Origin of the sequence: Escherichia sp. WS3227_2 (assembly GCF_046486495.1) — a bacterium.
In the GTDB taxonomy this organism is placed as follows: domain Bacteria; phylum Pseudomonadota; class Gammaproteobacteria; order Enterobacterales; family Enterobacteriaceae; genus Escherichia; species Escherichia coli.
The window spans coordinates 132,459-153,524 of the sequence record NZ_JBJQLG010000009.1; the positions used below are offsets into that span (position 1 = coordinate 132,459).

Genomic DNA, 21,066 nt, shown 5'->3' on the forward strand with positions numbered 1-21,066 from the left:
CTTTTTATTCATTGCATAGCAGAAAATGTGATATTGCACGCACTATGTAATAACTTCTCCCACTGGCCTGGAACAACTGAACTTATTGAACTATGTTAGAAAATACGTCAGTTTAAGTATCTGCCTGAACTGGCAAGGTTAAGCACAATGATATATCGGCGCGTATTCCGTTGCATAAGTGTGCAAAAAAAGTGGAAGACGTATCGAGATTTGTGCGTCTGATCGAGACATGTTTAAAAATGGCTTGCCATAATTAACGTTGTATGTGATAACAGATTTCGGGTTAAACGAGGTACAGTTCTGTTTATGTGTGGCATTTTCAGTAAAGAAGTCCTGAGTAAACACGTTGACGTTGAATACCGCTTCTCTGCCGAGCCTTATATTGGTGCCTCATGCAGTAATGTGTCAGTTTTATCTATGTTATGCCTGCGGGCGAAGAAAACAATCTAAGGAATTTTTCAAATGGCAAAGATTAAAGGTCAGGTTAAGTGGTTCAACGAGTCTAAAGGTTTTGGCTTCATTACTCCGGCTGATGGCAGCAAAGACGTGTTCGTACACTTCTCTGCTATCCAGGGTAATGGTTTCAAAACTCTGGCTGAAGGTCAGAACGTTGAGTTCGAAATTCAGGACGGTCAGAAAGGTCCGGCAGCTGTTAACGTAACAGCTATCTGATCGAATCCACTGATCTGAAGTGTGAATACGCTTCAATCTCGCTATAAAGCCTCGTCGAATGCGAGGCTTTTTACTTTGCTTTATCTTCGCTCCAGTCGTTCGGATATTTGCCCGCCGCGTGATTCGCGTTACACTTGCGGCCTTTAGTATCCTGCCGGAGTTGTCATGTCGTTTTCCTGTCCACTTTGCCATCAGCCTCTTTCGCGTGAAAAAAACAGCTATATCTGTCCCCAGCGACATCAGTTTGATATGGCGAAAGAAGGGTATGTCAATCTGCTGCCCGTTCAGCATAAACGGTCTCGTGATCCGGGCGACAGCGCGGAAATGATGCAAGCACGCCGCGCATTCTTAGATGCCGGACATTATCAGCCGCTGCGTGATGCAATTGTCGCTCAACTGCGGGAACGGCTTGATGAAAAGGCCACAGCGGTGCTGGATATTGGCTGTGGTGAAGGGTATTACACACACGCATTTGCCGATGCGCTGCCCGAAATCACCACGTTTGGCCTGGATGTCTCGAAGGTAGCGATAAAAGCGGCGGCGAAACGCTATCCGCAGGTCACTTTTTGTGTTGCTTCCAGCCACCGTTTGCCGTTTTCCGATACCAGTATGGACGCCATAATACGTATTTACGCGCCGTGTAAAGCAGAAGAATTAGCGCGAGTAGTGAAGCCTGGCGGTTGGGTCATTACTGCCACGCCGGGACCGCGACATTTGATGGAGCTGAAGGGGCTGATTTACAATGAAGTACATCTTCATGCACCACATGCAGAACAACTGGAAGGTTTTACATTACAGCAGAGTGATGAGTTGTGTTATCCGATGCGTCTTCGCGGTGATGAAGCCGTCGCATTATTGCAGATGACGCCGTTTGCCTGGCGTGCGAAGCCAGAAGTCTGGCAAACACTGGCAGCAAAAGAAGTGTTCGACTGCCAGACGGACTTTAATATTCACCTCTGGCAGCGTTCTTATTAACCGTGGAAGTGCGTCCAGAGGATCTGGACGCCGATGCCGATCAGCACCAGCCCGCCGAGAATTTCCGCTTTTTTCCCAATAATTGAGCCGATAAAGCGACCAACCATCATCCCTAATGTCGACATAATCAAGGTTGCACAACCAATGGCCAATGCGGTCGCGATAATGTTGACCTGAAGGAAAGCAAGACCAACACCCACAGCCATGGCATCCAGGCTGGTGGCAATCGCGGTGGTTACCAGTAGCCAGAAACCGTGCCGACGGCGCGGTTCTTCATCTTCATCATCTGCGCCACGAAAACCCTCAATAATCATTCGCCCGCCGAGGAATATCAGCAGCACAAACGCAATCCAGTGGTTCCATTCAAGGACAAACCGGCTGGCTAACATGCCCATTCCCCAGCCGATCAGCGGCGTCAGGGTTTCGACGGCACCAAAAATAAGGCCGGTTCGCAACGCTTCAGAAAATTTCGGTTTATGGAGGGTGGCACCTTTACCGATTGATGCAGCAAATGCATCCATCGACATACCAAACGCAAGAAGAACAGTAGCAGTGATATTCATGACAACGTCCTGACCGGGGTATCCATAAAACACATCATCGCCCCCAGCAAACATGCATACATGAACGACAAACCGCGATGGTTTTCGCGTTCATGCAGGCATAGCGATTGATGTGCATATGGTCTCGCCTGACTGAAAGTGTTCAGTCCGTACGTGCCACGTTTTGCAACGAGTATGTTGACACGTACATTTCCGGAATCTGGAAATCGGCTACTCCCCAAATGAGGGCGCAACCTTAACATATTTTGAGAATATAAAACAACTGTTGGAATATATTATTTCATTGCTTTATTGATAACGATTTTCATTTAGATTTATATATCAATGAAACGTTAAAATAAATAACAAATAAGGGAAGAGGTAATATAGCCTTAGCTATGTCTGATTATTAAAAATACACTAAACATAGCTTTGGCTAAATTCATAACTTATTGAGTTGAAACGAGAAGCTTATAAATTTTTTCCAGATCGTCGATATTTCGAACGCGGATTAACAGCCGACGCTGTTCTAATTGCATCACCAACACGCCATCTTCCGACAAGTTCATCGCTTTGATTCGGCTATATTCAATCCAGACATTGGCGAAGAAAAAACCTTTTTGTTTAAAGATGATCTTCGGAACGCGGATCCAGAATATATAAAAACCCATCAGAGCCAGTGCACTTAATAACCATGTTGTTATTAGCGCGCCATGATTCGTGACGTTGTTATAGATAAGAATGACAATCAATCCGACGAAGATAACGCTATCGATGCGACCACGCCGGAGCAAAGGAATTGCCAGCAGGGTGGGGCCGTTACGGCGGGGCATGATGAACTGATCGTAGATCGCGAAGGCCAGGAGTGCGGCGATGAAAAGAATCAGTACCAGGTCCGTGATTGTCATTAATCCTCCAGATAAAAAAACGGGGCCAAAAGGCCCCGGTAGTGTACAACAGTCTTACAGTCCCAGCAGGCCGCAAGCGTAACCAGCGATACCGATGACGAAGAAGCCAACGATGATCCACAGCGGGTTAACTTTTTTGCGCAGTAGCCACATACAAGCAAAGGTCAGCAGCAGTGGTACCAGGCCTGGCATTAACTGGTCCAGAATAGTCTGGACAGTGGTAACGTGTTCTTTGCCCGTCTGGTCAGTAATGCGAGAGACAACCAGCGGGATGTTGACATGCGTCCACTTGTTAACTAATGCCCCCATGACAAACAGGCCGAGGATAGACGCCCCTTCCGTCAGTTTTTGCAGGAAGCCACCACCCATATCTTTAACGATATCGATACCTTTGGAGTAACCATACGCTACGCCGTAGTAACGGGTTGCCAGACGCACCAGGTTAAACAAGATGAAGAACAGCAGCGGACCTAACAGGCTGCCGCTCATTGCGATACCGGCACCCAGCGCTGCAAATACCGGACGTACGGTTCCCCAGAAGATCGGGTCGCCTACACCAGCCAGCGGCCCCATCAAACCGACTTTGATACCGTTGATAGCACCGTCATCGATCTCTGCGCCATTAGCACGCTGTTCTTCCAGCGCCAGGGTTACGCCGAGAATCGGCGCAGCCACGAACGGCTGGGTGTTAAAGAACTCCAGGTGACGGCGAATAGCTTGTTTACGAGCTTCGTTGTTCTCAGGGTAGAGGCGACGAATTGCCGGTACCATAGAGAAGCAGAAACCCAGTGCCTGCATACGTTCGAAGTTCCATGAACCCTGGAAGAGGTTAGAACGCAGGAAGACGCCACGAATATCACTTTGAGTGAGTTTTTTCTCGGTGGTAGTTTGAGTTGTATCAACCATTTCGCTCACCTGTTAGTCCAGTTCGTTATCGAGATCGTTGTTACCAGCTGCCTGAGCAGGCGCACCGGCTACGCGGTTGTATTTCGGGCTAAGTTGGATGTAGAGCACTGCCATAACAGTACCAATCACACCCAGAGCAACCAGGTTAAAGTTGGTGAATGCTGCGGTTACGAAGCCGAGGTAGAAGAACGGCATCAGGTAGCCAGCACGCATCATGTTGATAACCATCGCATAACCAACCACCACGATCATGCCACCGGCGATATTCAGACCATTGGTCACCACTTCCGGAATCGCGTTCAGCATGTTCTGTACTTCGCTGGTACCAACAGACAGCGCAACGATGACGGCCGGAATAGCCACACGCATTGCTTGCAGGAACAGAGAAGAAACGTGGATCCAGGAAATCGCTGTCAGGTTGCCGTTATCAGCAGCCTTATCCGCAGCGTGCTGGAAAGCAACGGTAATAGTACGAACGATGATGGTCAGTACCTGGCCCGCAGCGGCCAGAGGGATTGCCAGTGCGATACCTGCACCAATGCTCTGATGACCTGCGATAACCAGAATAGTAGAAATGATGGAAGCCAGAGCGGCGTCAGGCGCAACTGCAGCACCGATGTTCATCCAGCCCAGCGCGATCATTTCCAGCGTACCACCGATAATAATACCGGTTTTCATATCGCCAAGAACGATACCCACCAGGGTACACGCGATTAGCGGACGGTGAAACTGAAATTCATCGAGGATTGATCCCATACCTGCGATACAGGCTACGATAAATACCAGCACAATTTGAAGAGTGGTAATCTCCATTGTACTTCTCCTGTTTACGTAAGACTTAAGTGTGAAAACTGAGTGATAATCAACACAATACGTTACTTATCGATTTTGCTGATCAGATCCATCATTTTCAGTTTCGGATCGGTGGAAACCTTACGGACTTCCAGCTCAATACCGCGCGCATTCAGTTTCTTGAACGCCTCGATATCTTTTTCATCAACCGAAACCGCGTTATTCACCTGGGTTTTACCCTGACGGAATGCCATACCACCGACGTTAACAGAGGTGATTTTCACGCCGCCTTCAACGAGACGCTCTACATCTGTTGGGTTGGTAAATAACAGCATTACGCGTTCGCCAGCATATTTCGGGTTGTTGTAGACGCGAATCATTTTGGCAACATCAACTACGTGTGCTGTTACGCCCGGAGGTGCAACCTGGGTGAGCAGTGTCTTACGAACGGTATCCGCAGCCACTTCATCACTAACAACAATAATACGGGAGACATTGGTTTCTTTGGTCCAGCGGGTGGCGACCTGACCGTGAATCAGACGGTCGTCGATACGCGCAAGGCCAATAACCATGTAGTCGTTTGGTCCCATTGGTTTTGCCGGAGTTGGAGTCGCTTTTGGTGCTGCGGCAGCGGGTGCTGGCGCGGCTTTTTCAACCGGTTTGGCTTTCAGTGCTTTCACGCCTTCACGGCCTGTTTCTACTGCCAGCGCCACCAGTTCATCAAAGCTTGGGTCATCATCACGGGCCATTAACGTTTCCACGAGCATTGGAATGTTAACGCCTGCAATGACTTCATAATGCTCTTTGTCGACGACAATGCGGCTGGCAGCATTGAACGGGCTGCCTCCCCATGTATCAACGAGAAACAGCACGCCTTTAGTGGTGTCGAGTTTTGCCAACTGAGCGTTGTACTTTTCAATCAGCGTTTCGGCATTTTCACCTGGAACGAAATCGATCCAGCCGACGTTTTCCTGCTCGCCTAACAGCATTTCTGCGGTTTTAAGCAACTGCTCTGCAGCCCAACCATGTGTGCCTATAACAATAGCAATGGTCACTTGCTACCTCCTTTATTATCGTTAACACCTCAACGTGCCAGATGTATTTTTGAATCGTCGTCCACAATCGAATCGATTCAGATAAGGGCTACAACCAAAAACCCCTGCGTTTCGCGATTTATTTTAGATATCGAAAAAATTATTTTATGTGATGAAGATCCGTAATTTAACTTTCGATTAGCAGAAATTTCGAAAGGTAAAATATCCTTGTCACATTCGTTTGCAAAGGAAGGTAAATCTTTGCCAAATCAGAGGCGTCTCTGATATGTTTAACTCCCGTTTAACAACCATGGAGTATAGGGCAGTAGCCCGCAGTATGGATCGTCACCGACGTCATTTCAGCATCAGGCCTTTTAACGCCTGTCTTTCTGGCACTCTATGCCGCACCTTTCGTTTGCATTTTGTCGTTACGCCTGCATTATTTCTGGCGTCGAATAGCTATTCCTTAAGCAGGAGCTTGTCATGGAATTCTTAATGGACCCCTCAATTTGGGCGGGGCTACTCACGCTTGTTGTTCTCGAAATTGTGCTGGGTATCGATAACCTGGTCTTCATCGCCATTCTTGCTGACAAACTGCCGCCAAAACAACGCGATAAAGCGCGTTTGCTGGGATTATCACTGGCGCTGATTATGCGTCTGGGGCTGCTGTCGCTGATTTCATGGATGGTCACGCTGACCAAACCGCTATTTACCGTTATGGATTTTTCCTTCTCCGGACGCGACCTGATTATGTTGTTCGGGGGGATATTCTTGCTGTTCAAAGCAACAACCGAACTGCATGAACGGCTGGAAAACCGCGATCATGATTCCGGCCACGGTAAAGGCTACGCCAGTTTCTGGGTGGTCGTCACACAGATCGTCATCCTTGACGCCGTCTTCTCGTTGGATGCGGTAATTACGGCAGTAGGGATGGTTAACCATCTGCCGGTGATGATGGCGGCGGTAGTGATTGCGATGGCGGTTATGCTGCTGGCATCGAAACCGCTGACGCGATTTGTTAACCAGCATCCAACGGTGGTGGTGCTCTGTCTGAGCTTCCTGTTAATGATAGGTCTGAGTCTGGTGGCAGAAGGTTTCGGTTTCCACATTCCGAAAGGTTACCTGTATGCCGCGATTGGCTTCTCGATCATCATCGAAGTGTTTAACCAAATTGCGCGTCGCAACTTTATTCGTCACCAGTCGACTTTGCCGCTGCGAGCGCGTACTGCCGATGCCATCCTGCGTTTGATGGGCGGGAAACGTCAGGCCAATGTTCAGCACGATGCCGATAACCCGATGCCGATGCCGATCCCGGAAGGTGCGTTTGCCGAAGAAGAACGTTACATGATTAACGGCGTATTGACGCTGGCGTCGCGTTCTCTGCGCGGGATCATGACGCCGCGCGGTGAAATAAGCTGGGTTGACGCTAATCTCGGGGTCGATGAAATCCGTGAGCAGCTGCTCTCCTCACCGCACAGTCTGTTCCCGGTATGTCGCGGTGAACTGGATGAAATCATCGGTATCGTACGTGCTAAAGAACTGCTGGTGGCGCTCGAAGAAGGCGTTGATGTGGCGGCGATAGCTTCGGCGTCTCCGGCAATTATCGTTCCGGAAACCCTTGACCCGATCAACCTGCTGGGCGTGCTGCGTCGTGCTCGCGGGAGCTTTGTTATCGTGACCAACGAGTTTGGTGTGGTACAAGGCTTGGTCACGCCGCTGGATGTGCTGGAAGCCATTGCGGGTGAATTCCCGGACGCAGACGAAACGCCGGAAATCATTACCGATGGTGACGGCTGGCTGGTAAAAGGCGGTACAGATTTGCATGCCTTGCAGCAGGCGCTTGATGTTGAGCATCTTGCCGATGACGATGATATCGCGACGGTCGCGGGCCTCGTGATCTCGGCAAATGGTCACATTCCCCGTGTGGGCGATGTGATTGATGTAGGTCCACTGCATATCACCATCATTGAAGCCAATGATTATCGAGTTGATCTGGTTCGCATTGTTAAAGAGCAACCGGCGCACGATGAAGATGAGTAAGCGTTAACGTAACGGCATAACGGGCGTAATATGTCCATTATGCCGGGCGGGCGGCGGTTGGCTGCCCGCCAGCCATTTGGGAAAATCACGTAGCGGCATCGGCTGTGCGTACAAATACCCTTGCAAAATATGCACGCCATGACGGCGCAAATACTTCGCCTGTTCTTGTGTTTCCACACCCTCCGCCACCAGTTCAATATTCAGTCTTTGCCCCAGTGCGATGATGATATCGGTCACCGTCGAGTTAACCGCGTCAGAACCTATAGCTGCGGTAAATGACTTATCAATTTTCAGCACGTCAGGACGTAATGTTTCAAGCCAGGAAAACGAACTGTTGCCGGTGCCGAAGTCATCAATCGCCAGTTTGACGTTTTTACGATGCAGCTCGCGGGCAATCCGATAATCAACATCCAGTAAGGCATCGCGTTCGGTGATTTCGAGGATCAGTTGCTGAATCGGGTGAGCGCTAAACCAGTACTGATTGAGATCTTTTATCAGCACACCACGGCGAAAATGACTGGGTGCGACGTTAATGCCAATATGAAACTGACTACTCATTGGGAAAACATGCCGCTGACGGATGGTTTCTGCCATCACATAGCGGGTCAGTGGCACAATTAAATGATGTTCTTCCGCGATAGGAATAAACACATCCGGTGAAATCCAGCCCTGACGTGGATTGTTCCAGCGCAGCAAAATCTCTACACCAATACATTGCTGGCTGCGCGCATTAAGCAAAGGCTGGCAGAACAATTCGAACTCATGTTGCGCCAGGCCCAGATTGATTTCGCGGGAAAAACTCATCCGGTAAGCGGTCGCCAGCCAGGCGATATAGCCCACCAGTAAACTTAGCAGCACCGCCAGCGGTAATTGTGTTGGAAGATAGTGCCATGCCAGCGCCGTAGCCCCCGGACCATTAACGTTAATGGTAAAAGGAAAGCGTTGCGAAGAAACCTGATAGTTTTCATTGTCTTCAGGTTGCGGAAGGGAATCTACCAGCCCATTACCATAGAGCAAATGCCGTTTGTCCACCGTCAGGCTGGCGCTACTGATTTGCGGCAGTTGTGGCTCAAGGAGCATTGCCGTCAGTAAGTCGATGTTAATCATCTCCATGACCCCAGCATTGCTACTGCCCGCTGCAGGTGTCCATTGAATCAAAACCGGACTGCCTTTATTCAGGGCACGGTCGATCGTCAGGCGTAAAAGTGGTTGCGGTGCAGGAAGTTCAGCCAGAATGTCCACGACGGGCACATTGCGATAACCAAAAATGCTGGAGCAATAAAGTGTGCCGTCTTGCACCAGGCCAATGGATCGCACAGTTTGGAGTTTTGCCGCCTGTTTACGTAATGGCAAATGGGCGACAGAGCAGGGCAGACCAATCAGCGGAAGCAAGACTTCGCTACCTGCCTGTAGGGGAAGCAGTACTTTATCTAATTCCTCTACAGCGTGATTGGCGAATTGTACTACCCGTTGTTGATTTAAGTTACGCTGTGAAATAAATCGCACGCTCAGGGTCGAAGCGAGCGTAACGAGTGCGCAAATCGTACAAACAATCATTCGATTACGGCGATAGGTTTTAATGATCCGTTGTGCTTTTTGCATGCGGGCCACCCTGTAAGCGTATGGCGACAAACGCCTGACGCAACAGTGGAAGTGTAGTGGGGAATATTACAGCAGACGAGAAAGCGGGGATAAATTCGCCCATCCGTTGCAGATGGGCGAGTAAGAAGTATTAGTCACACTGGACTTTGATTGCCAGACCACCGCGTGAGGTTTCGCGGTATTTGGCGTTCATGTCCTTACCGGTTTCGTACATCGTTTCGATGACCTTATCCAGCGAGACGCGCGGTGCACTGGTGCGGCGCAGAGCCATCCGTGCGGCGTTAATCGCCTTCACAGAGGCAATGGCATTACGCTCAATGCACGGCACCTGAACCTGCCCTGCAACCGGGTCGCAGGTTAAACCAAGGTTGTGTTCCATGCCAATTTCCGCCGCCACGCAAACCTGTTCCGGGCTACCGCCCAGCAGTTCTGCAAGACCCGCAGCAGCCATTGAACAGGCAACACCCACTTCGCCCTGGCAACCAACTTCCGCACCGGAAATAGAGGCGTTCATTTTATACAATGCACCAATCGCGCCCGCTGCCATAAAGTAACGGGTATAGATGTCCGGGCTGACCGATTCAATAAAGTGGTCATAGTAAGCCAGCACTGCCGGAACGATACCGCAGGCACCGTTGGTTGGCGCAGTTACCACACGACCACCGGCGGCGTTTTCTTCGTTAACTGCCAGCGCAAACATGTTTACCCAGTCAATGACATTCATCGGATCGTTAGACAGTTTATCGCTGGAAACTAACATCCGGCGCAGGGCCGACGCACGACGCGGCACGCGCAGCGGGCCTGGCAGTACGCCTTCGGTATTCATCCCGCGATCGATACATGCCTGCATGGTTTGCCAGACATGAGCGAAATACTCGTCGATCTCTTTCTTGCTGTGCAGCGCCAGTTCGTTCTGCATAGCGAGACCAGACAGCGAATAGCCGGTTTCATTACAGTACGCGAGCAGTTCGGTGGCAGATTTGAACGGATACGGCACGCTCACTTCGTTGGCAGCATCCTGACCAAAGTGTTCTTCATCGACGATAAAACCGCCGCCGATGGAATAATAAGTTTTGCTGTAGATGACTTCATCGCCGTTATAGGCGTGGATTTGCATACCGTTTTCATGCAGCGGCAGGTTGCCGTTATGAAAACGCATCCCGTTGTCGCGCGGGAAATCCACTTCATGCCGTCCCTGTGCCAGCAGCAGACGTTCGCGCTCTTCTACGTCGCGAATAAAACCGGGAATACTGTCGATATCCACGGTGGCAGGTTCGTTACCTGCAAGACCCATAATAATGGCGATATCGGTGTGGTGGCCTTTACCCGTCAGCGACAGTGAACCATAAACGTCCACGGCAACGCGAGTAACGCTATCCAGTAAGCCTTTTTCGACCAGATCATCGACGAACTGTTTACCCGCCTTCATAGGCCCTACGGTATGGGAAGATGAGGGACCAATCCCCACCTTAAACATGTCGAATAGACTAATCACGATAATACTCCTGACAAGGTGACTGGACTTCCAGTAACGAACTAATAACAGCGCATAGTGTAAGAGGGAACGCGGCGACTAGCTTAACTATTCACATGAATTAAACTAATCAAAAACCGCGATTTAACTAATATTGCGATGATTGTCTCAAGTAGTGTTTTGTAGATGTAAAGATAAGTATAGTCAGGGTTTCACACCAATTTGCAGCGCCAGTTCACGAATAATGCCTGCGGTCATTCCCCATACAAAATACTGTTCGTACCAGGACAGCCATACCCGATGTGAATCGCCACGGCGGTAGATATCTAAAGGGTGATAACGACCCAGATGTAATGCCTGGGCGAGCGGCATTTCAAACACCGCCGAGACTTCATCTTCACTGGCGCGATACGGCAGATCGGGCGGGATAATGCCGACCACTGGGGTTACCTGGTAGCCAGTTACGCTATCGACGGGCGGCAGCACGCCGATAACTTCAACGGCGGAAGGCGGTATAGCGACCTCTTCTTCAGCTTCGCGCAGCGCGGCGGCGATAACTGATGCATCCGTGTCATCGACTGCGCCTCCAGGGAATGCCACTTGTCCAGCGTGTTTACGCAGATGAATTGAACGCTGAGTCAGCAACAACCCCGGTTGCGGTCGACGGACGATGGGGATTAACACGGCAGCCTGACGATGATTTAGGGTTTCCCGGTTAATTTGCGGGCGCAAAAGTTGAAAGCGCGATAAAAAATCATCAAGCGTCAGGGTACGGTATTCCACGTCTTACTTCTCCAGTTGGCGTAATATCTTATTAACTTTATCAAAAGTTTCCTGATATTCCGCTTCTTCCTGGCTATCGGCGACAATTCCACCGCCCGCAGAGCAGTATATTTGTCCGTTAATGGCAGTCAGAGTGCGGATAGTAATGCTGGTATCCATGTTGCCGCAAAAGCTCAAATAGCCAATGCTGCCGCACCAGGCATTGCGTCGCTGCGGTTCCAGTTCGTCGATAATTTCCATAGCCCGTACTTTCGGAGCCCCAGTTATTGAGCCACCAGGAAAAGCTGCGCGCAGCAGATCGCTGGTGTGTAACTGTTCTGGTAGCCGCGCCGTTATGGTGCTGACCAGATGATGCACGGCAGGGAAGGGTTCGACCACGAACAGCTCTGGTACTTTTACCGAACCGGCTACGGCAACGCGACCGATATCATTACGCATTAAATCAACAATCATCAGATTTTCAGCGCGATCTTTCGCTGAGTTCGCCAGTTTTTCTGCTTGATTGCTATCTTCTTGGGGATCGGGCAGGCGTGGTAGCGTGCCTTTAATCGGGCGGGTCTGGATTTCACTATTATCACAAAGAATAAACCGCTCTGGCGAAAGGCTTAAAATCGTGCCCTGTTCAAGGCGTAAAAAAGCGCTAAACGGCGCGCGGTTGGCCTGATTAAGCTGAAGGAATGCCTGCCATTCATCGCCAGAATAGGTCGCATGAAAACGCTGGGCGAGATTCACCTGATAGCAATCACCGCTGTGCAGATATTCCTGTACCTGGCGAAATTTTTCGCCGTACTGCTCGCGGGTCATATTGGATTGCCAGTCGGAAGTGAGCGTGAAATCTTCCTGCGGCGAGAATTGCTGGCTTTCCAGCCAGGCCCAACGGGCATTGACATCATTATGACTCAGCAAAGAAACTGTTTGACGCTGGTGGTCGACAACCAGCGCCCAGTCGTAGATACCTACAGCCATATCCGGCAGAACGATATCTTGCTGCGCAATTTCTGGCAGTGACTCAAAACGGCGGCCCAGATCGTAGCCAAACAACCCCAGCGCGCCGCCCTGAAATGGCAAATCTTCGTTATGCGCTGGGCGAATGTCTGCGCGATCCAGCACCTGCTGGAGCACCTGTAGCGGGTCATCAGTGGTCGTTGTGCGTTTTTCGCTTTCACTAACAACGGTTTCTTTACCAAAAGTGGTTAAAGTGCAAATCGGCTCGGCGACCACAATATCAAAGCGGCTATATGGATGATCGGCATAGCCGGAGTGTAAAAGCATCGCCCACGGCAGGTGGCTTAAGCGGGAGAAATAAAATTCAGCGGCGTCCTGACGCCAGGGTAAAGTAATCACAGCGGGAGATAACGTCTTCATCAGTCCTGACTCTACTGGCTATGTGCCGGGTAGCATGAAATAATTAGCGCCAACAATTTAGCAGGAGTTAACAATGTTTGCAGGTTTACCTTCACTCACCCATGAACAGCAGCAAAAAGCCGTCGAGCGGATCCAGGAACTGATGGCACAAGGGATGAGCAGCGGCCAGGCAATCGCGCTGGTGGCAGAAGAGCTGCGTGCCAACCATTCCGGCGAGCGAATCGTGGCGCGTTTTGAGGATGAAGACGAGTAACACACTAATCCGTATCGCTTTCGTTATAGAAGCCGATGATTATTTGATTGTGAGAAAAAGGACGCTTTTCATATGTGATTAAAAGCGTCCTGACCCATTTATGCTGATGTAAATTTTACTCAGACCAGTGCTTTTAGTTCTTCCTGCATATATGTTGAAAAGTATTCAGGATTTTTAATCACAATGCGTTCACCAGACTCCATTTTTTTTGCCCATCCAACCATTTTTTCCGTGAACCCCGGGTTCCAGCCTTCCTGGTCAGCTCGCGCCGTAATATCGGCGGCGCTCGCGGGTACTCCCAGTTCTTTTAAATATTTAAAGATTCCCTTCGCCGTGCTTTCATTCATCGAACTTGGTGTTGGTGCTGATACATCCATGGCACCAATGAAATCCAGGGCTTTATCTATTACAGCAGGCATATTCTTATCCTTAAAATTAACCATGTTATCGATAAGGCTATATATGACCTTAATTTGCATCTAATATCAAAGGGATTATAACGATATGGCACGAGTTAACCTGTTGACATTCAGGTGTTTTAAAGGTAGCAGCTCATGGTGTGTTATCCAGTAAGAGGGAGAAAATTAATGGTCAGTTCTCACGCTATAACCAAATTGTTCAGCTAAGAAAGAAAACCAGAGTTGCTAATCGAAGGGCGAACACAACGGCATGGTTATGTTTATTTATATAGTTAGCTTTATAGCTAAGATTGAAATTATAAAAATAAATAATGAATTAGCAGGAGCATCAACAGTAATATCTTAATCTCTGGTCGATTTATGTAAAACCGACCAGTATTATCGATAAATTATCGTCTGACTTATTTTGCTTCGATAAAGCTTACACCGCAGCCACAATCTTAATTTCAACTTTATACTTCGGGTTCATCAGCCCCGCTTGCACCGTGCAGCGCACCGGCGCATGACCCGCGACAACCCAGGCATCCCACGCTTTATTCATCGCCGCGAAGTCGTTTTTATCAGCCAGGAAAATGGTGGCATCCAGAATGCTCGATTTATTGCTGCCCTGTTTTTCCAGCACGGCGTCAATCTGCGCCAGCGTGTTGGCGGTTTGCTCAAAAGCATCGGCGTCGAGGTTTTCCGGTACACCAGTGTAGTAGAGCGTGTTGTTGTGGATCACCACATCAGACCAGCGGGCTTCAGCATCGATACGAACGATAGTCATCATTTTGTCCTCATTATCCTTCCATTTTCGTGCTGCAAAGACTGCCACAATGTGAGGTCGCCGTCACCACTTCAACTGGCGAAAGCTCCCTCATCCTGACATAATCCCTGTTCAAATCAACAGGGGGTAGTGTGACGGACGATTTTGCACCAGACGGTCAGTTGGCGAAAGCGATACCAGGCTTTAAGCCGCGAGAACCACAGCGACAGATGGCGGTAGCCGTCACCCAGGCGATAGAAAAAGGCCAGCCGCTGGTGGTGGAAGCCGGAACCGGTACGGGCAAAACCTACGCTTACCTGGCCCCTGCGCTGCGGGCGAAAAAGAAAGTCATTATCTCGACCGGTTCAAAAGCGTTGCAGGATCAGCTCTACAGCCGCGATTTGCCAACGGTTTCAAAGGCGTTGAAATATACGGGCAACGTGGCGTTGCTGAAAGGGCGCTCAAACTACCTCTGCCTCGAACGTCTCGAACAGCAGGCGCTGGCAGGGGGCGATCTGCCGGTACAAATCTTAAGCGATGTGATCCTGCTGCGCTCCTGGTCTAATCAAACAGTCGATGGTGATATCAGCACCTGCGTCAGCGTGGCGGAAGATTCACAGGCGTGGCCGCTGGTCACCAGCACCAACGACAACTGTCTTGGCAGCGACTGCCCGATGTATAAAGATTGCTTTGTGGTCAAAGCACGCAAAAAAGCGATGGACGCCGATGTGGTGGTGGTAAACCATCATCTCTTTCTGGCGGATATGGTGGTGAAAGAGAGTGGATTTGGCGAACTGATCCCGGAAGCTGACGTCATGATCTTCGACGAAGCCCACCAACTGCCCGACATTGCCAGCCAGTATTTTGGTCAGTCACTCTCCAGTCGACAACTGCTCGACCTGGCAAAAGACATCACCATCGCCTATCGCACCGAATTAAAAGATACTCAGCAGTTACAAAAGTGCGCCGACCGCCTTGCCCAGAGCGCGCAGGATTTTCGCCTGCAATTAGGTGAGCCAGGTTATCGTGGCAACCTGCGCGAACTGTTAGCTAATCCGCAAATTCAGCGGGCGTTTTTACTGCTCGATGACACCCTGGAACTTTGTTATGACGTGGCGAAACTGTCGCTGGGACGTTCCGCCTTGCTGGATGCAGCATTTGAGCGCGCCACGTTGTATCGCACGCGGCTGAAACGGCTAAAAGAGATCAATCAGCCGGGCTACAGCTACTGGTACGAATGCACTTCGCGCCATTTTACTCTGGCGCTCACGCCGCTCAGCGTGGCGGATAAATTCAAAGAGTTAATGGCGCAAAAACCAGGTAGCTGGATCTTTACCTCAGCAACGCTGTCGGTGAATGACGATCTGCATCATTTCACCTCGCGGCTTGGCATTGAACAGGCAGAGTCGTTGCTGTTACCCAGCCCGTTTGATTACAGCCGCCAGGCGTTACTCTGTGTGCCGCGCAACCTGCCGCAAACCAATCAACCGGGTTGTGCACGGCAACTGGCGGCAATGCTGCGACCGATCATCGAGGCTAACAACGGTCGTTGTTTTATGCTTTGTACCTCGCACGCCATGATGCGCGATCTGGCCGAGCAGTTCCGCGCTACCATGACGCTTCCCGTTTTGTTGCAGGGGGAAACCAGCAAAGGGCAACTGTTGCAGCAATTTGTCAGCGCCGGTAACGCGCTTCTTGTGGCAACCAGCAGCTTCTGGGAAGGGGTGGATGTGCGTGGCGATACATTGTCATTGGTGATTATCGACAAGTTGCCGTTTACCTCGCCGGATGATCCACTGTTAAAAGCGCGCATGGAAGATTGCCGTTTGCGTGGTGGTGACCCGTTCGATGAAGTACAGCTGCCGGATGCGGTCATTACTCTCAAGCAGGGAGTAGGGCGATTGATTCGCGACGCCGACGATCGAGGGGTTTTGGTGATTTGCGATAATCGGCTGGTGATGCGCCCTTACGGCGCGACGTTTCTCGCCAGTCTGCCGCCCGCGCCGCGCACCCGTGACATTGCCCGTGCGGTTCGCTTCCTTGCGATACCATCCTCCAGGTAATTTGTGATGGAGTATGGTATGATGCGCGCCTTTTTATTGATCTAAGCACGAAGACCCATGCGAATTCTGGCTATCGATACCGCGACAGAGGCCTGCTCTGTCGCCCTGTGGAACGACGGTACTGTCAACGCTCATTTTGAGCTTTGCCCTCGTGAACATACTCAACGAATTTTACCGATGGTGCAGGATATCCTGACCACCAGCGGAACTTCCCTGACTGACATAAACGCTCTGGCTTACGGGCGCGGCCCCGGTAGCTTTACCGGCGTGCGCATTGGTATTGGCATTGCGCAAGGGCTGGCACTTGGCGCAGAGCTGCCGATGATTGGCGTCTCCACGCTAATGACAATGGCGCAAGGGGCGTGGCGCAAAAACGGCGCAACCCGCGTGCTGGCAGCCATTGACGCGCGAATGGGCGAAGTTTACTGGGCCGAATATCAGCGCGATGAAAACGGCTTCTGGCACGGCGAAGAAACAGAAGCCGTACTGAAACCAGAACTCGTTCATGAACGGTTGCAACAGCTTTCCGGCGAATGGGTAACCGTGGGTACGGGCTGGCAAGCCTGGCCGGATCTCGGTAAAGAGAGCGGACTGGTTTTGCGCGACGGAGAAGTTTTACTGCCAGCGGCGGAAGATATGCTTCCGATTGCGTGTCAGATGTTTGCCGAGGGTAAAACGGTGGCGGTGGAACATGCCGAACCGGTTTATTTACGTAACAACGTCGCGTGGAAGAAACTTCCTGGCAAAGAATGAATCTTAAGAGTATGCCCTGAGAAAAAAGGAGTCGCATCATGGCGGTTCAAAAGAATGTTATCAAAGGCATACTGGCAGGTACGTTTGCGCTAATGCTCAGCGGTTGTGTTACTGTGCCGGACGCCATTAAAGGCAGCAGTCCCACGCCGCAACAAGATTTAGTTCGGGTGATGAGTGCGCCGCAGCTGTACGTTGGTCAGGAGGCACGCTTTGGTGGCAAAGTGGTTGCGGTACAAAACCAGCAAGGGAAAACCCGCCTGGAAATTGCTACCGTACCGCTGGACAGCGGAGCCAGACCGACGCTGGGAGAACCTTCACGCGGGCGCATTTATGCCGATGTGAACGGTTTTCTGGACCCGGTAGATTTTCGTGGACAACTGGTTACGGTAGTCGGGCCAATTACCGGTGCGGTTGACGGCAAAATCGGCAACACGCCCTATAAATTTATGGTGATGCAGGTAACGGGTTACAAACGTTGGCATTTAACCCAGCAGGTGATTATGCCGCCTCAGCCGATTGATCCATGGTTTTATGGTGGTCGTGGCTGGCCCTATGGCTACGGTGGATGGGGTTGGTATAATCCCGGCCCCGCGAGAGTACAAACAGTTGTAACTGAATAATTGCTTGTTTTTAAAGAAAAAGAAACAGCGGCTGGTCCGCTGTTTCTGCATTCTTACGGTAAAGATAAAAATAAATAGTGACGCGCTTCGCAACCTTTTCGTTGGGTAATTATCAAGCTGGTATGATGAGTTAATATTATGTTAACGGCATGTATATCATTTGGGGTTGCGATGACGACGAACACGCATTTTAGAGGTGAAGAATTGAAGAAGGTTTGGCTTAACCGTTATCCCGCGGACGTTCCGACGGAGATCAACCCTGACCGTTATCAATCTCTGGTAGATATGTTTGAGCAGTCGGTCGCGCGCTACGCCGATCAACCCGCGTTTGTGAATATGGGGGAGGTGATGACCTTCCGCAAACTGGAAGAACGCAGTCGCGCGTTTGCCGCTTATTTGCAACAAGGGTTGGGACTGAAGAAAGGCGATCGCGTTGCGTTGATGATGCCTAATTTATTGCAATATCCGGTGGCGCTGTTTGGCATTTTGCGTGCCGGGATGATTGTCGTAAACGTTAACCCGTTGTATACCCCGCGTGAACTTGAGCATCAGCTTAACGATAGCGGCGCATCGGCGATTGTTATCGTGTCTAACTTTGCCCACACTCTGGAAAAAGTGGTTGATAAAACCGCCGTTCAGCACGTAATTCTGACCCGTATGGGCGATCAGCTATCTACGGCAAAAGGCACGGTAGTCAATTTCGTTGTTAAATACATCAAGCGTCTGGTGCCGAAATACCATCTGCCAGATGCCATTTCATTTCGTAGCGCCCTGCACAACGGCTACCGGATGCAGTACGTCAAACCCGAACTGGTGCCGGAAGATTTAGCTTTCCTGCAATACACCGGCGGTACCACTGGTGTGGCGAAAGGCGCGATGCTGACTCACCGCAATATGCTGGCGAACCTGGAACAGGTTAACGCGACCTATGGTCCGCTGTTGCATCCGGGCAAAGAGCTGGTGGTGACGGCGCTGCCGCTGTATCACATTTTTGCACTGACCATTAACTGCCTGCTGTTTATCGAACTGGGTGGGCAGAACCTGCTTATCACTAACCCGCGCGATATTCCAGGGTTGGTAAAAGAGTTAGCGAAATATCCGTTTACCGCTATCACTGGCGTTAACACCTTGTTCAATGCGTTGCTGAACAATAAAGAGTTCCAGCAGCTGGATTTCTCCAGTCTGCATCTTTCCGCAGGCGGAGGGATGCCTGTTCAGCAAGTGGTGGCAGAACGTTGGGTGAAACTGACCGGACAGTATCTGCTGGAAGGTTATGGCCTGACCGAGTGTGCGCCGCTGGTCAGCGTTAACCCGTATGATATTGATTATCATAGTGGTAGCATCGGTTTGCCGGTGCCATCGACGGAAGCCAAACTGGTGGATGACGACGACAACGAAGTACCACCGGGTCTACCGGGTGAGCTTTGTGTCAAAGGACCGCAGGTGATGCTGGGTTACTGGCAGCGTCCGGATGCTACCGATGAAATCATCAAAAATGGCTGGTTACACACCGGCGACATCGCGGTGATGGATGAAGAAGGATTCCTGCGTATTGTCGATCGCAAAAAAGACATGATTCTGGTTTCCGGTTTTAACGTCTATCCCAACGAGATTGAAGATGTCGTCATGCAGCATCCTGGCGTACAGGAAGTCGCGGCTGTTGGCGTACCTTCTGGCTCCAGTGGTGAAGCGGTGAAAATCTTCGTAGTGAAAAAAGATCCATCGCTTACCGAAGAGTCACTGGTGACCTTTTGCCGCCGTCAGCTCACGGGCTACAAAGTACCGAAGCTGGTGGAGTTTCGTGATGAGTTACCGAAATCTAACGTCGGAAAAATTTTGCGACGAGAATTACGTGACGAAGCGCGCGGCAAAGTGGACAATAAAGCCTGAGCGTTAAGTCAGTCGTCAGACGCCGGTTAATCCGGCGTTTTTTTTGACGCCCACTAAAGAGAATACAATTTGAATTACCAAATGATTACCACGGACGATGCGCTGGCTTCTTTGTGTGAAGCCGTCCGTGCCTTTCCGGCGATAGCCCTGGATACTGAATTTGTTCGTACGCGCACTTATTACCCGCAGCTGGGGTTGATTCAACTTTTCGATGGCGAGCATCTGGCGCTAATCGATCCACTCGGGATAACCGACTGGTCACCGCTGAAAGCGATCCTGCGCGATCCGTCCATCACAAAATTTCTCCATGCGGGCAGTGAAGATCTGGAAGTGTTCCTCAATGTCTTTGGCGAATTACCACAATCCTTGATTGACACGCAAATCCTTGCTGCCTTCTGCGGACGCCCGATGTCATGGGGTTTCGCTTCCATGGTGGAAGAGTATTCCGGCGTTACGCTGGACAAGAGTGAATCGCGCACCGACTGGCTGGCCAGACCGCTGACCGAACGTCAGTGTGAATACGCAGCGGCGGATGTCTGGTATCTGTTACCGATCACCGCAAAGCTTATGGTAGAAACGGAGGCCTCCGGCTGGCTACCTGCGGCGCTGGATGAATGCCGCCTGATGCAAATGCGTCGTCAGGAAGTCGTTGCACCGGAAGATGCCTGGCGTGATATCACCAATGCCTGGCAGTTACGCACACGCCAACTGGCCTGTCTGCAACTGTTAGCCGACTGGCGACTGCGCAAGGCGCGGGAGCGCGATCTGGCGGTGAACTTTGTCGTGCGTGAAGAGCATTTGTGGTCGGTAGCGCGTTATATGCCGGGAAGTTTAGGCGAACTGGACAGCCTGGGCTTATCCGGTAGCGAAATCCGCTTTCACGGTAAAACGCTGCTGGCGCTGGTGGAAAAAGCGCAGACATTGCCGGAAGAGGCCTTACCGCAGCCGATGCTTAACCTGATGGACATGCCGGGTTATCGTAAAGCGTTTAAAGCGATTAAGTCGCTGATTACTGACGTGAGCGAAACGCACAAGATCAGCGCCGAATTGCTGGCATCGCGTCGGCAAATCAACCAACTGCTGAACTGGCACTGGAAACTGAAACCGCAGAACAATTTGCCGGAGCTGATTTCCGGCTGGCGTGGTGAGCTGATGGCGGAAGCATTACACAATTTATTGCAGGAATATCCGCAGTAAAATCTTCCGAAGCCGGACTGGGCGCGCTCAGTC

22 protein-coding genes are annotated in these 21,066 nt (G+C 50.7%); 11 read left to right on the plus strand and 11 right to left on the minus strand.

Annotated features, from left to right (window positions below):
• The first annotated feature begins 306 nt into the window (after window positions 1-306).
• The 3 genes from ACJHXB_RS14555 to rlmA all read left to right on the plus strand — a co-directional run bounded on the left by ACJHXB_RS14555 (window position 307) and on the right by rlmA (window position 1,647).
• Window positions 307-450, plus strand: a complete 144-nt coding sequence (locus ACJHXB_RS14555; RefSeq protein WP_001295496.1) for a DUF2627 domain-containing protein — start codon at window positions 307-309, stop codon at window positions 448-450.
• Between the two features lie 12 nt (window positions 451-462).
• Entirely contained in the window at window positions 463-672 is a 210-nt protein-coding gene (cspE, locus tag ACJHXB_RS14560; protein WP_001062678.1) for a transcription antiterminator/RNA stability regulator CspE, read from the plus strand.
• Between the two features lie 165 nt (window positions 673-837).
• On the plus strand, window positions 838-1,647 hold the full coding sequence (gene rlmA / locus ACJHXB_RS14565; protein WP_000010122.1) for a 23S rRNA (guanine(745)-N(1))-methyltransferase: 810 nt from the start codon (window positions 838-840) through the stop codon (window positions 1,645-1,647).
• On the opposite strand, the gene mntP is transcribed toward rlmA, so the two are convergent.
• From mntP to manX, 5 genes are all read right to left on the minus strand, one after another.
• Entirely contained in the window at window positions 1,644-2,210 is a 567-nt protein-coding gene (gene mntP, locus ACJHXB_RS14570; RefSeq protein ID WP_001296134.1) for a manganese efflux pump MntP, read from the minus strand. The genes rlmA and mntP overlap by 4 nt on opposite strands.
• Window positions 2,211-2,638: 428 nt before the next feature.
• Window positions 2,639-3,097 carry a DUF986 family protein gene (locus ACJHXB_RS14575; RefSeq protein WP_000156255.1) on the minus strand — a complete coding sequence of 153 codons (459 nt, stop codon included), beginning with the start codon at window positions 3,095-3,097 and terminating at the stop codon, window positions 2,639-2,641.
• A 54-nt stretch (window positions 3,098-3,151) separates the two neighbouring features.
• On the minus strand, window positions 3,152-4,003 hold the full coding sequence (manZ, locus tag ACJHXB_RS14580) for a PTS mannose transporter subunit IID (protein ID WP_000228655.1): 852 nt from the start codon (window positions 4,001-4,003) through the stop codon (window positions 3,152-3,154).
• A gap of 12 nt (window positions 4,004-4,015) precedes the next feature.
• Window positions 4,016-4,816: a PTS mannose transporter subunit IIC gene (gene manY / locus ACJHXB_RS14585; RefSeq protein WP_000406926.1), complete on the minus strand. Its 801-nt coding sequence runs from the start codon at window positions 4,814-4,816 to the stop codon at window positions 4,016-4,018.
• Window positions 4,817-4,878: 62 nt separating this feature from the next.
• A complete protein-coding gene (manX, locus tag ACJHXB_RS14590) occupies window positions 4,879-5,850 on the minus strand; it encodes a PTS mannose transporter subunit IIAB (RefSeq protein ID WP_000150545.1) in 972 nt (323 codons plus the stop codon).
• Window positions 5,851-6,166: 316 nt separating this feature from the next.
• Here manX and ACJHXB_RS14595 point away from each other — a divergent pair, with 316 nt between their 5' ends.
• Entirely contained in the window at window positions 6,167-6,325 is a 159-nt protein-coding gene (locus tag ACJHXB_RS14595; protein WP_001327808.1) for a protein YoaL, read from the plus strand.
• Entirely contained in the window at window positions 6,313-7,869 is a 1,557-nt protein-coding gene (yoaE, locus tag ACJHXB_RS14600; RefSeq protein WP_000394983.1) for a CNNM family cation transport protein YoaE, read from the plus strand. Before ACJHXB_RS14595 ends, yoaE begins: the two co-directional genes overlap by 13 nt.
• A 3-nt stretch (window positions 7,870-7,872) precedes the next feature.
• Here the strand turns inward: yoaE and ACJHXB_RS14605 are convergent, their stop codons facing one another.
• From ACJHXB_RS14605 to pabB, 4 genes are all read right to left on the minus strand, one after another.
• On the minus strand, window positions 7,873-9,471 hold the full coding sequence (locus ACJHXB_RS14605) for an EAL domain-containing protein (protein WP_410233506.1): 1,599 nt from the start codon (window positions 9,469-9,471) through the stop codon (window positions 7,873-7,875).
• 130 nt (window positions 9,472-9,601) lie between these two features.
• Window positions 9,602-10,966, minus strand: a complete 1,365-nt coding sequence (sdaA, locus tag ACJHXB_RS14610; protein WP_000624292.1) for an L-serine ammonia-lyase — start codon at window positions 10,964-10,966, stop codon at window positions 9,602-9,604.
• A gap of 183 nt (window positions 10,967-11,149) precedes the next feature.
• Entirely contained in the window at window positions 11,150-11,728 is a 579-nt protein-coding gene (locus ACJHXB_RS14615; protein ID WP_225392866.1) for a CoA pyrophosphatase, read from the minus strand.
• Window positions 11,729-11,731: 3 nt separating this feature from the next.
• The gene (pabB, locus tag ACJHXB_RS14620; RefSeq protein ID WP_000855014.1) at window positions 11,732-13,093 is read right to left on the minus strand and encodes an aminodeoxychorismate synthase component 1; all 1,362 of its coding nucleotides are present in this window, start codon (window positions 13,091-13,093) and stop codon (window positions 11,732-11,734) included.
• A gap of 73 nt (window positions 13,094-13,166) precedes the next feature.
• Here pabB and ACJHXB_RS14625 point away from each other — a divergent pair, with 73 nt between their 5' ends.
• Window positions 13,167-13,346: a YoaH family protein gene (locus tag ACJHXB_RS14625; RefSeq protein WP_000457334.1), complete on the plus strand. Its 180-nt coding sequence runs from the start codon at window positions 13,167-13,169 to the stop codon at window positions 13,344-13,346.
• A 119-nt stretch (window positions 13,347-13,465) separates the two neighbouring features.
• On the opposite strand, the gene ACJHXB_RS14630 is transcribed toward ACJHXB_RS14625, so the two are convergent.
• Entirely contained in the window at window positions 13,466-13,765 is a 300-nt protein-coding gene (locus tag ACJHXB_RS14630; protein ID WP_001111989.1) for a DUF1889 family protein, read from the minus strand.
• A 421-nt stretch (window positions 13,766-14,186) separates the two neighbouring features.
• On the minus strand, window positions 14,187-14,531 hold the full coding sequence (locus tag ACJHXB_RS14635; RefSeq protein ID WP_001295493.1) for a RidA family protein: 345 nt from the start codon (window positions 14,529-14,531) through the stop codon (window positions 14,187-14,189).
• Between the two features lie 131 nt (window positions 14,532-14,662).
• On the opposite strand from ACJHXB_RS14635, the gene ACJHXB_RS14640 reads away from it, so the two are divergent.
• The 5 genes from ACJHXB_RS14640 (at window position 14,663) to rnd (ending at window position 21,033) form a co-directional block, all read left to right on the plus strand.
• Window positions 14,663-16,573, plus strand: a complete 1,911-nt coding sequence (locus ACJHXB_RS14640) for an ATP-dependent DNA helicase (RefSeq protein ID WP_000128845.1) — start codon at window positions 14,663-14,665, stop codon at window positions 16,571-16,573.
• A gap of 57 nt (window positions 16,574-16,630) precedes the next feature.
• On the plus strand, window positions 16,631-17,326 hold the full coding sequence (gene tsaB / locus ACJHXB_RS14645; RefSeq protein ID WP_001220963.1) for a tRNA (adenosine(37)-N6)-threonylcarbamoyltransferase complex dimerization subunit type 1 TsaB: 696 nt from the start codon (window positions 16,631-16,633) through the stop codon (window positions 17,324-17,326).
• A 38-nt stretch (window positions 17,327-17,364) separates the two neighbouring features.
• Entirely contained in the window at window positions 17,365-17,946 is a 582-nt protein-coding gene (gene yeaY / locus ACJHXB_RS14650; RefSeq protein ID WP_000290576.1) for a Slp family lipoprotein YeaY, read from the plus strand.
• 204 nt (window positions 17,947-18,150) lie between these two features.
• A complete protein-coding gene (gene fadD / locus ACJHXB_RS14655) occupies window positions 18,151-19,836 on the plus strand; it encodes a long-chain-fatty-acid--CoA ligase FadD (protein ID WP_001469182.1) in 1,686 nt (561 codons plus the stop codon).
• An 81-nt stretch (window positions 19,837-19,917) separates the two neighbouring features.
• Window positions 19,918-21,033, plus strand: coding sequence for a ribonuclease D (rnd, locus tag ACJHXB_RS14660; protein WP_024185221.1), 1,116 nt, complete (start codon window positions 19,918-19,920; stop codon window positions 21,031-21,033).
• Window positions 21,034-21,066: the final 33 nt, after the last annotated feature.

Excerpts from the sequence above, each read along its gene's own strand:
- tsaB (WP_001220963.1), top strand. The coding sequence starts at position 16,631 with ATGCGAATTCTGGCTATCGATACCGCGACAGAGGCCTGCTCTGTCGCC.
- ACJHXB_RS14605 (WP_410233506.1), bottom strand. The coding sequence starts at position 9,471 with ATGCAAAAAGCACAACGGATCATTAAAACCTATCGCCGTAATCGAATG.
- mntP (WP_001296134.1), bottom strand. The coding sequence starts at position 2,210 with ATGAATATCACTGCTACTGTTCTTCTTGCGTTTGGTATGTCGATGGAT.
- ACJHXB_RS14635 (WP_001295493.1), bottom strand. The coding sequence starts at position 14,531 with ATGACTATCGTTCGTATCGATGCTGAAGCCCGCTGGTCTGATGTGGTG.
- yoaE (WP_000394983.1), top strand. The coding sequence starts at position 6,313 with ATGGAATTCTTAATGGACCCCTCAATTTGGGCGGGGCTACTCACGCTT.
- yeaY (WP_000290576.1), top strand. The coding sequence starts at position 17,365 with ATGGCGGTTCAAAAGAATGTTATCAAAGGCATACTGGCAGGTACGTTT.
- ACJHXB_RS14630 (WP_001111989.1), bottom strand. The coding sequence starts at position 13,765 with ATGCCTGCTGTAATAGATAAAGCCCTGGATTTCATTGGTGCCATGGAT.
- ACJHXB_RS14555 (WP_001295496.1), top strand. The coding sequence starts at position 307 with ATGTGTGGCATTTTCAGTAAAGAAGTCCTGAGTAAACACGTTGACGTT.
- manY (WP_000406926.1), bottom strand. The coding sequence starts at position 4,816 with ATGGAGATTACCACTCTTCAAATTGTGCTGGTATTTATCGTAGCCTGT.
- ACJHXB_RS14575 (WP_000156255.1), bottom strand. The coding sequence starts at position 3,097 with ATGACAATCACGGACCTGGTACTGATTCTTTTCATCGCCGCACTCCTG.
- ACJHXB_RS14595 (WP_001327808.1), top strand. The coding sequence starts at position 6,167 with ATGGATCGTCACCGACGTCATTTCAGCATCAGGCCTTTTAACGCCTGT.
- rnd (WP_024185221.1), top strand. The coding sequence starts at position 19,918 with ATGATTACCACGGACGATGCGCTGGCTTCTTTGTGTGAAGCCGTCCGT.
- ACJHXB_RS14625 (WP_000457334.1), top strand. The coding sequence starts at position 13,167 with ATGTTTGCAGGTTTACCTTCACTCACCCATGAACAGCAGCAAAAAGCC.
- rlmA (WP_000010122.1), top strand. The coding sequence starts at position 838 with ATGTCGTTTTCCTGTCCACTTTGCCATCAGCCTCTTTCGCGTGAAAAA.
- pabB (WP_000855014.1), bottom strand. The coding sequence starts at position 13,093 with ATGAAGACGTTATCTCCCGCTGTGATTACTTTACCCTGGCGTCAGGAC.
- cspE (WP_001062678.1), top strand. The coding sequence starts at position 463 with ATGGCAAAGATTAAAGGTCAGGTTAAGTGGTTCAACGAGTCTAAAGGT.
- manZ (WP_000228655.1), bottom strand. The coding sequence starts at position 4,003 with ATGGTTGATACAACTCAAACTACCACCGAGAAAAAACTCACTCAAAGT.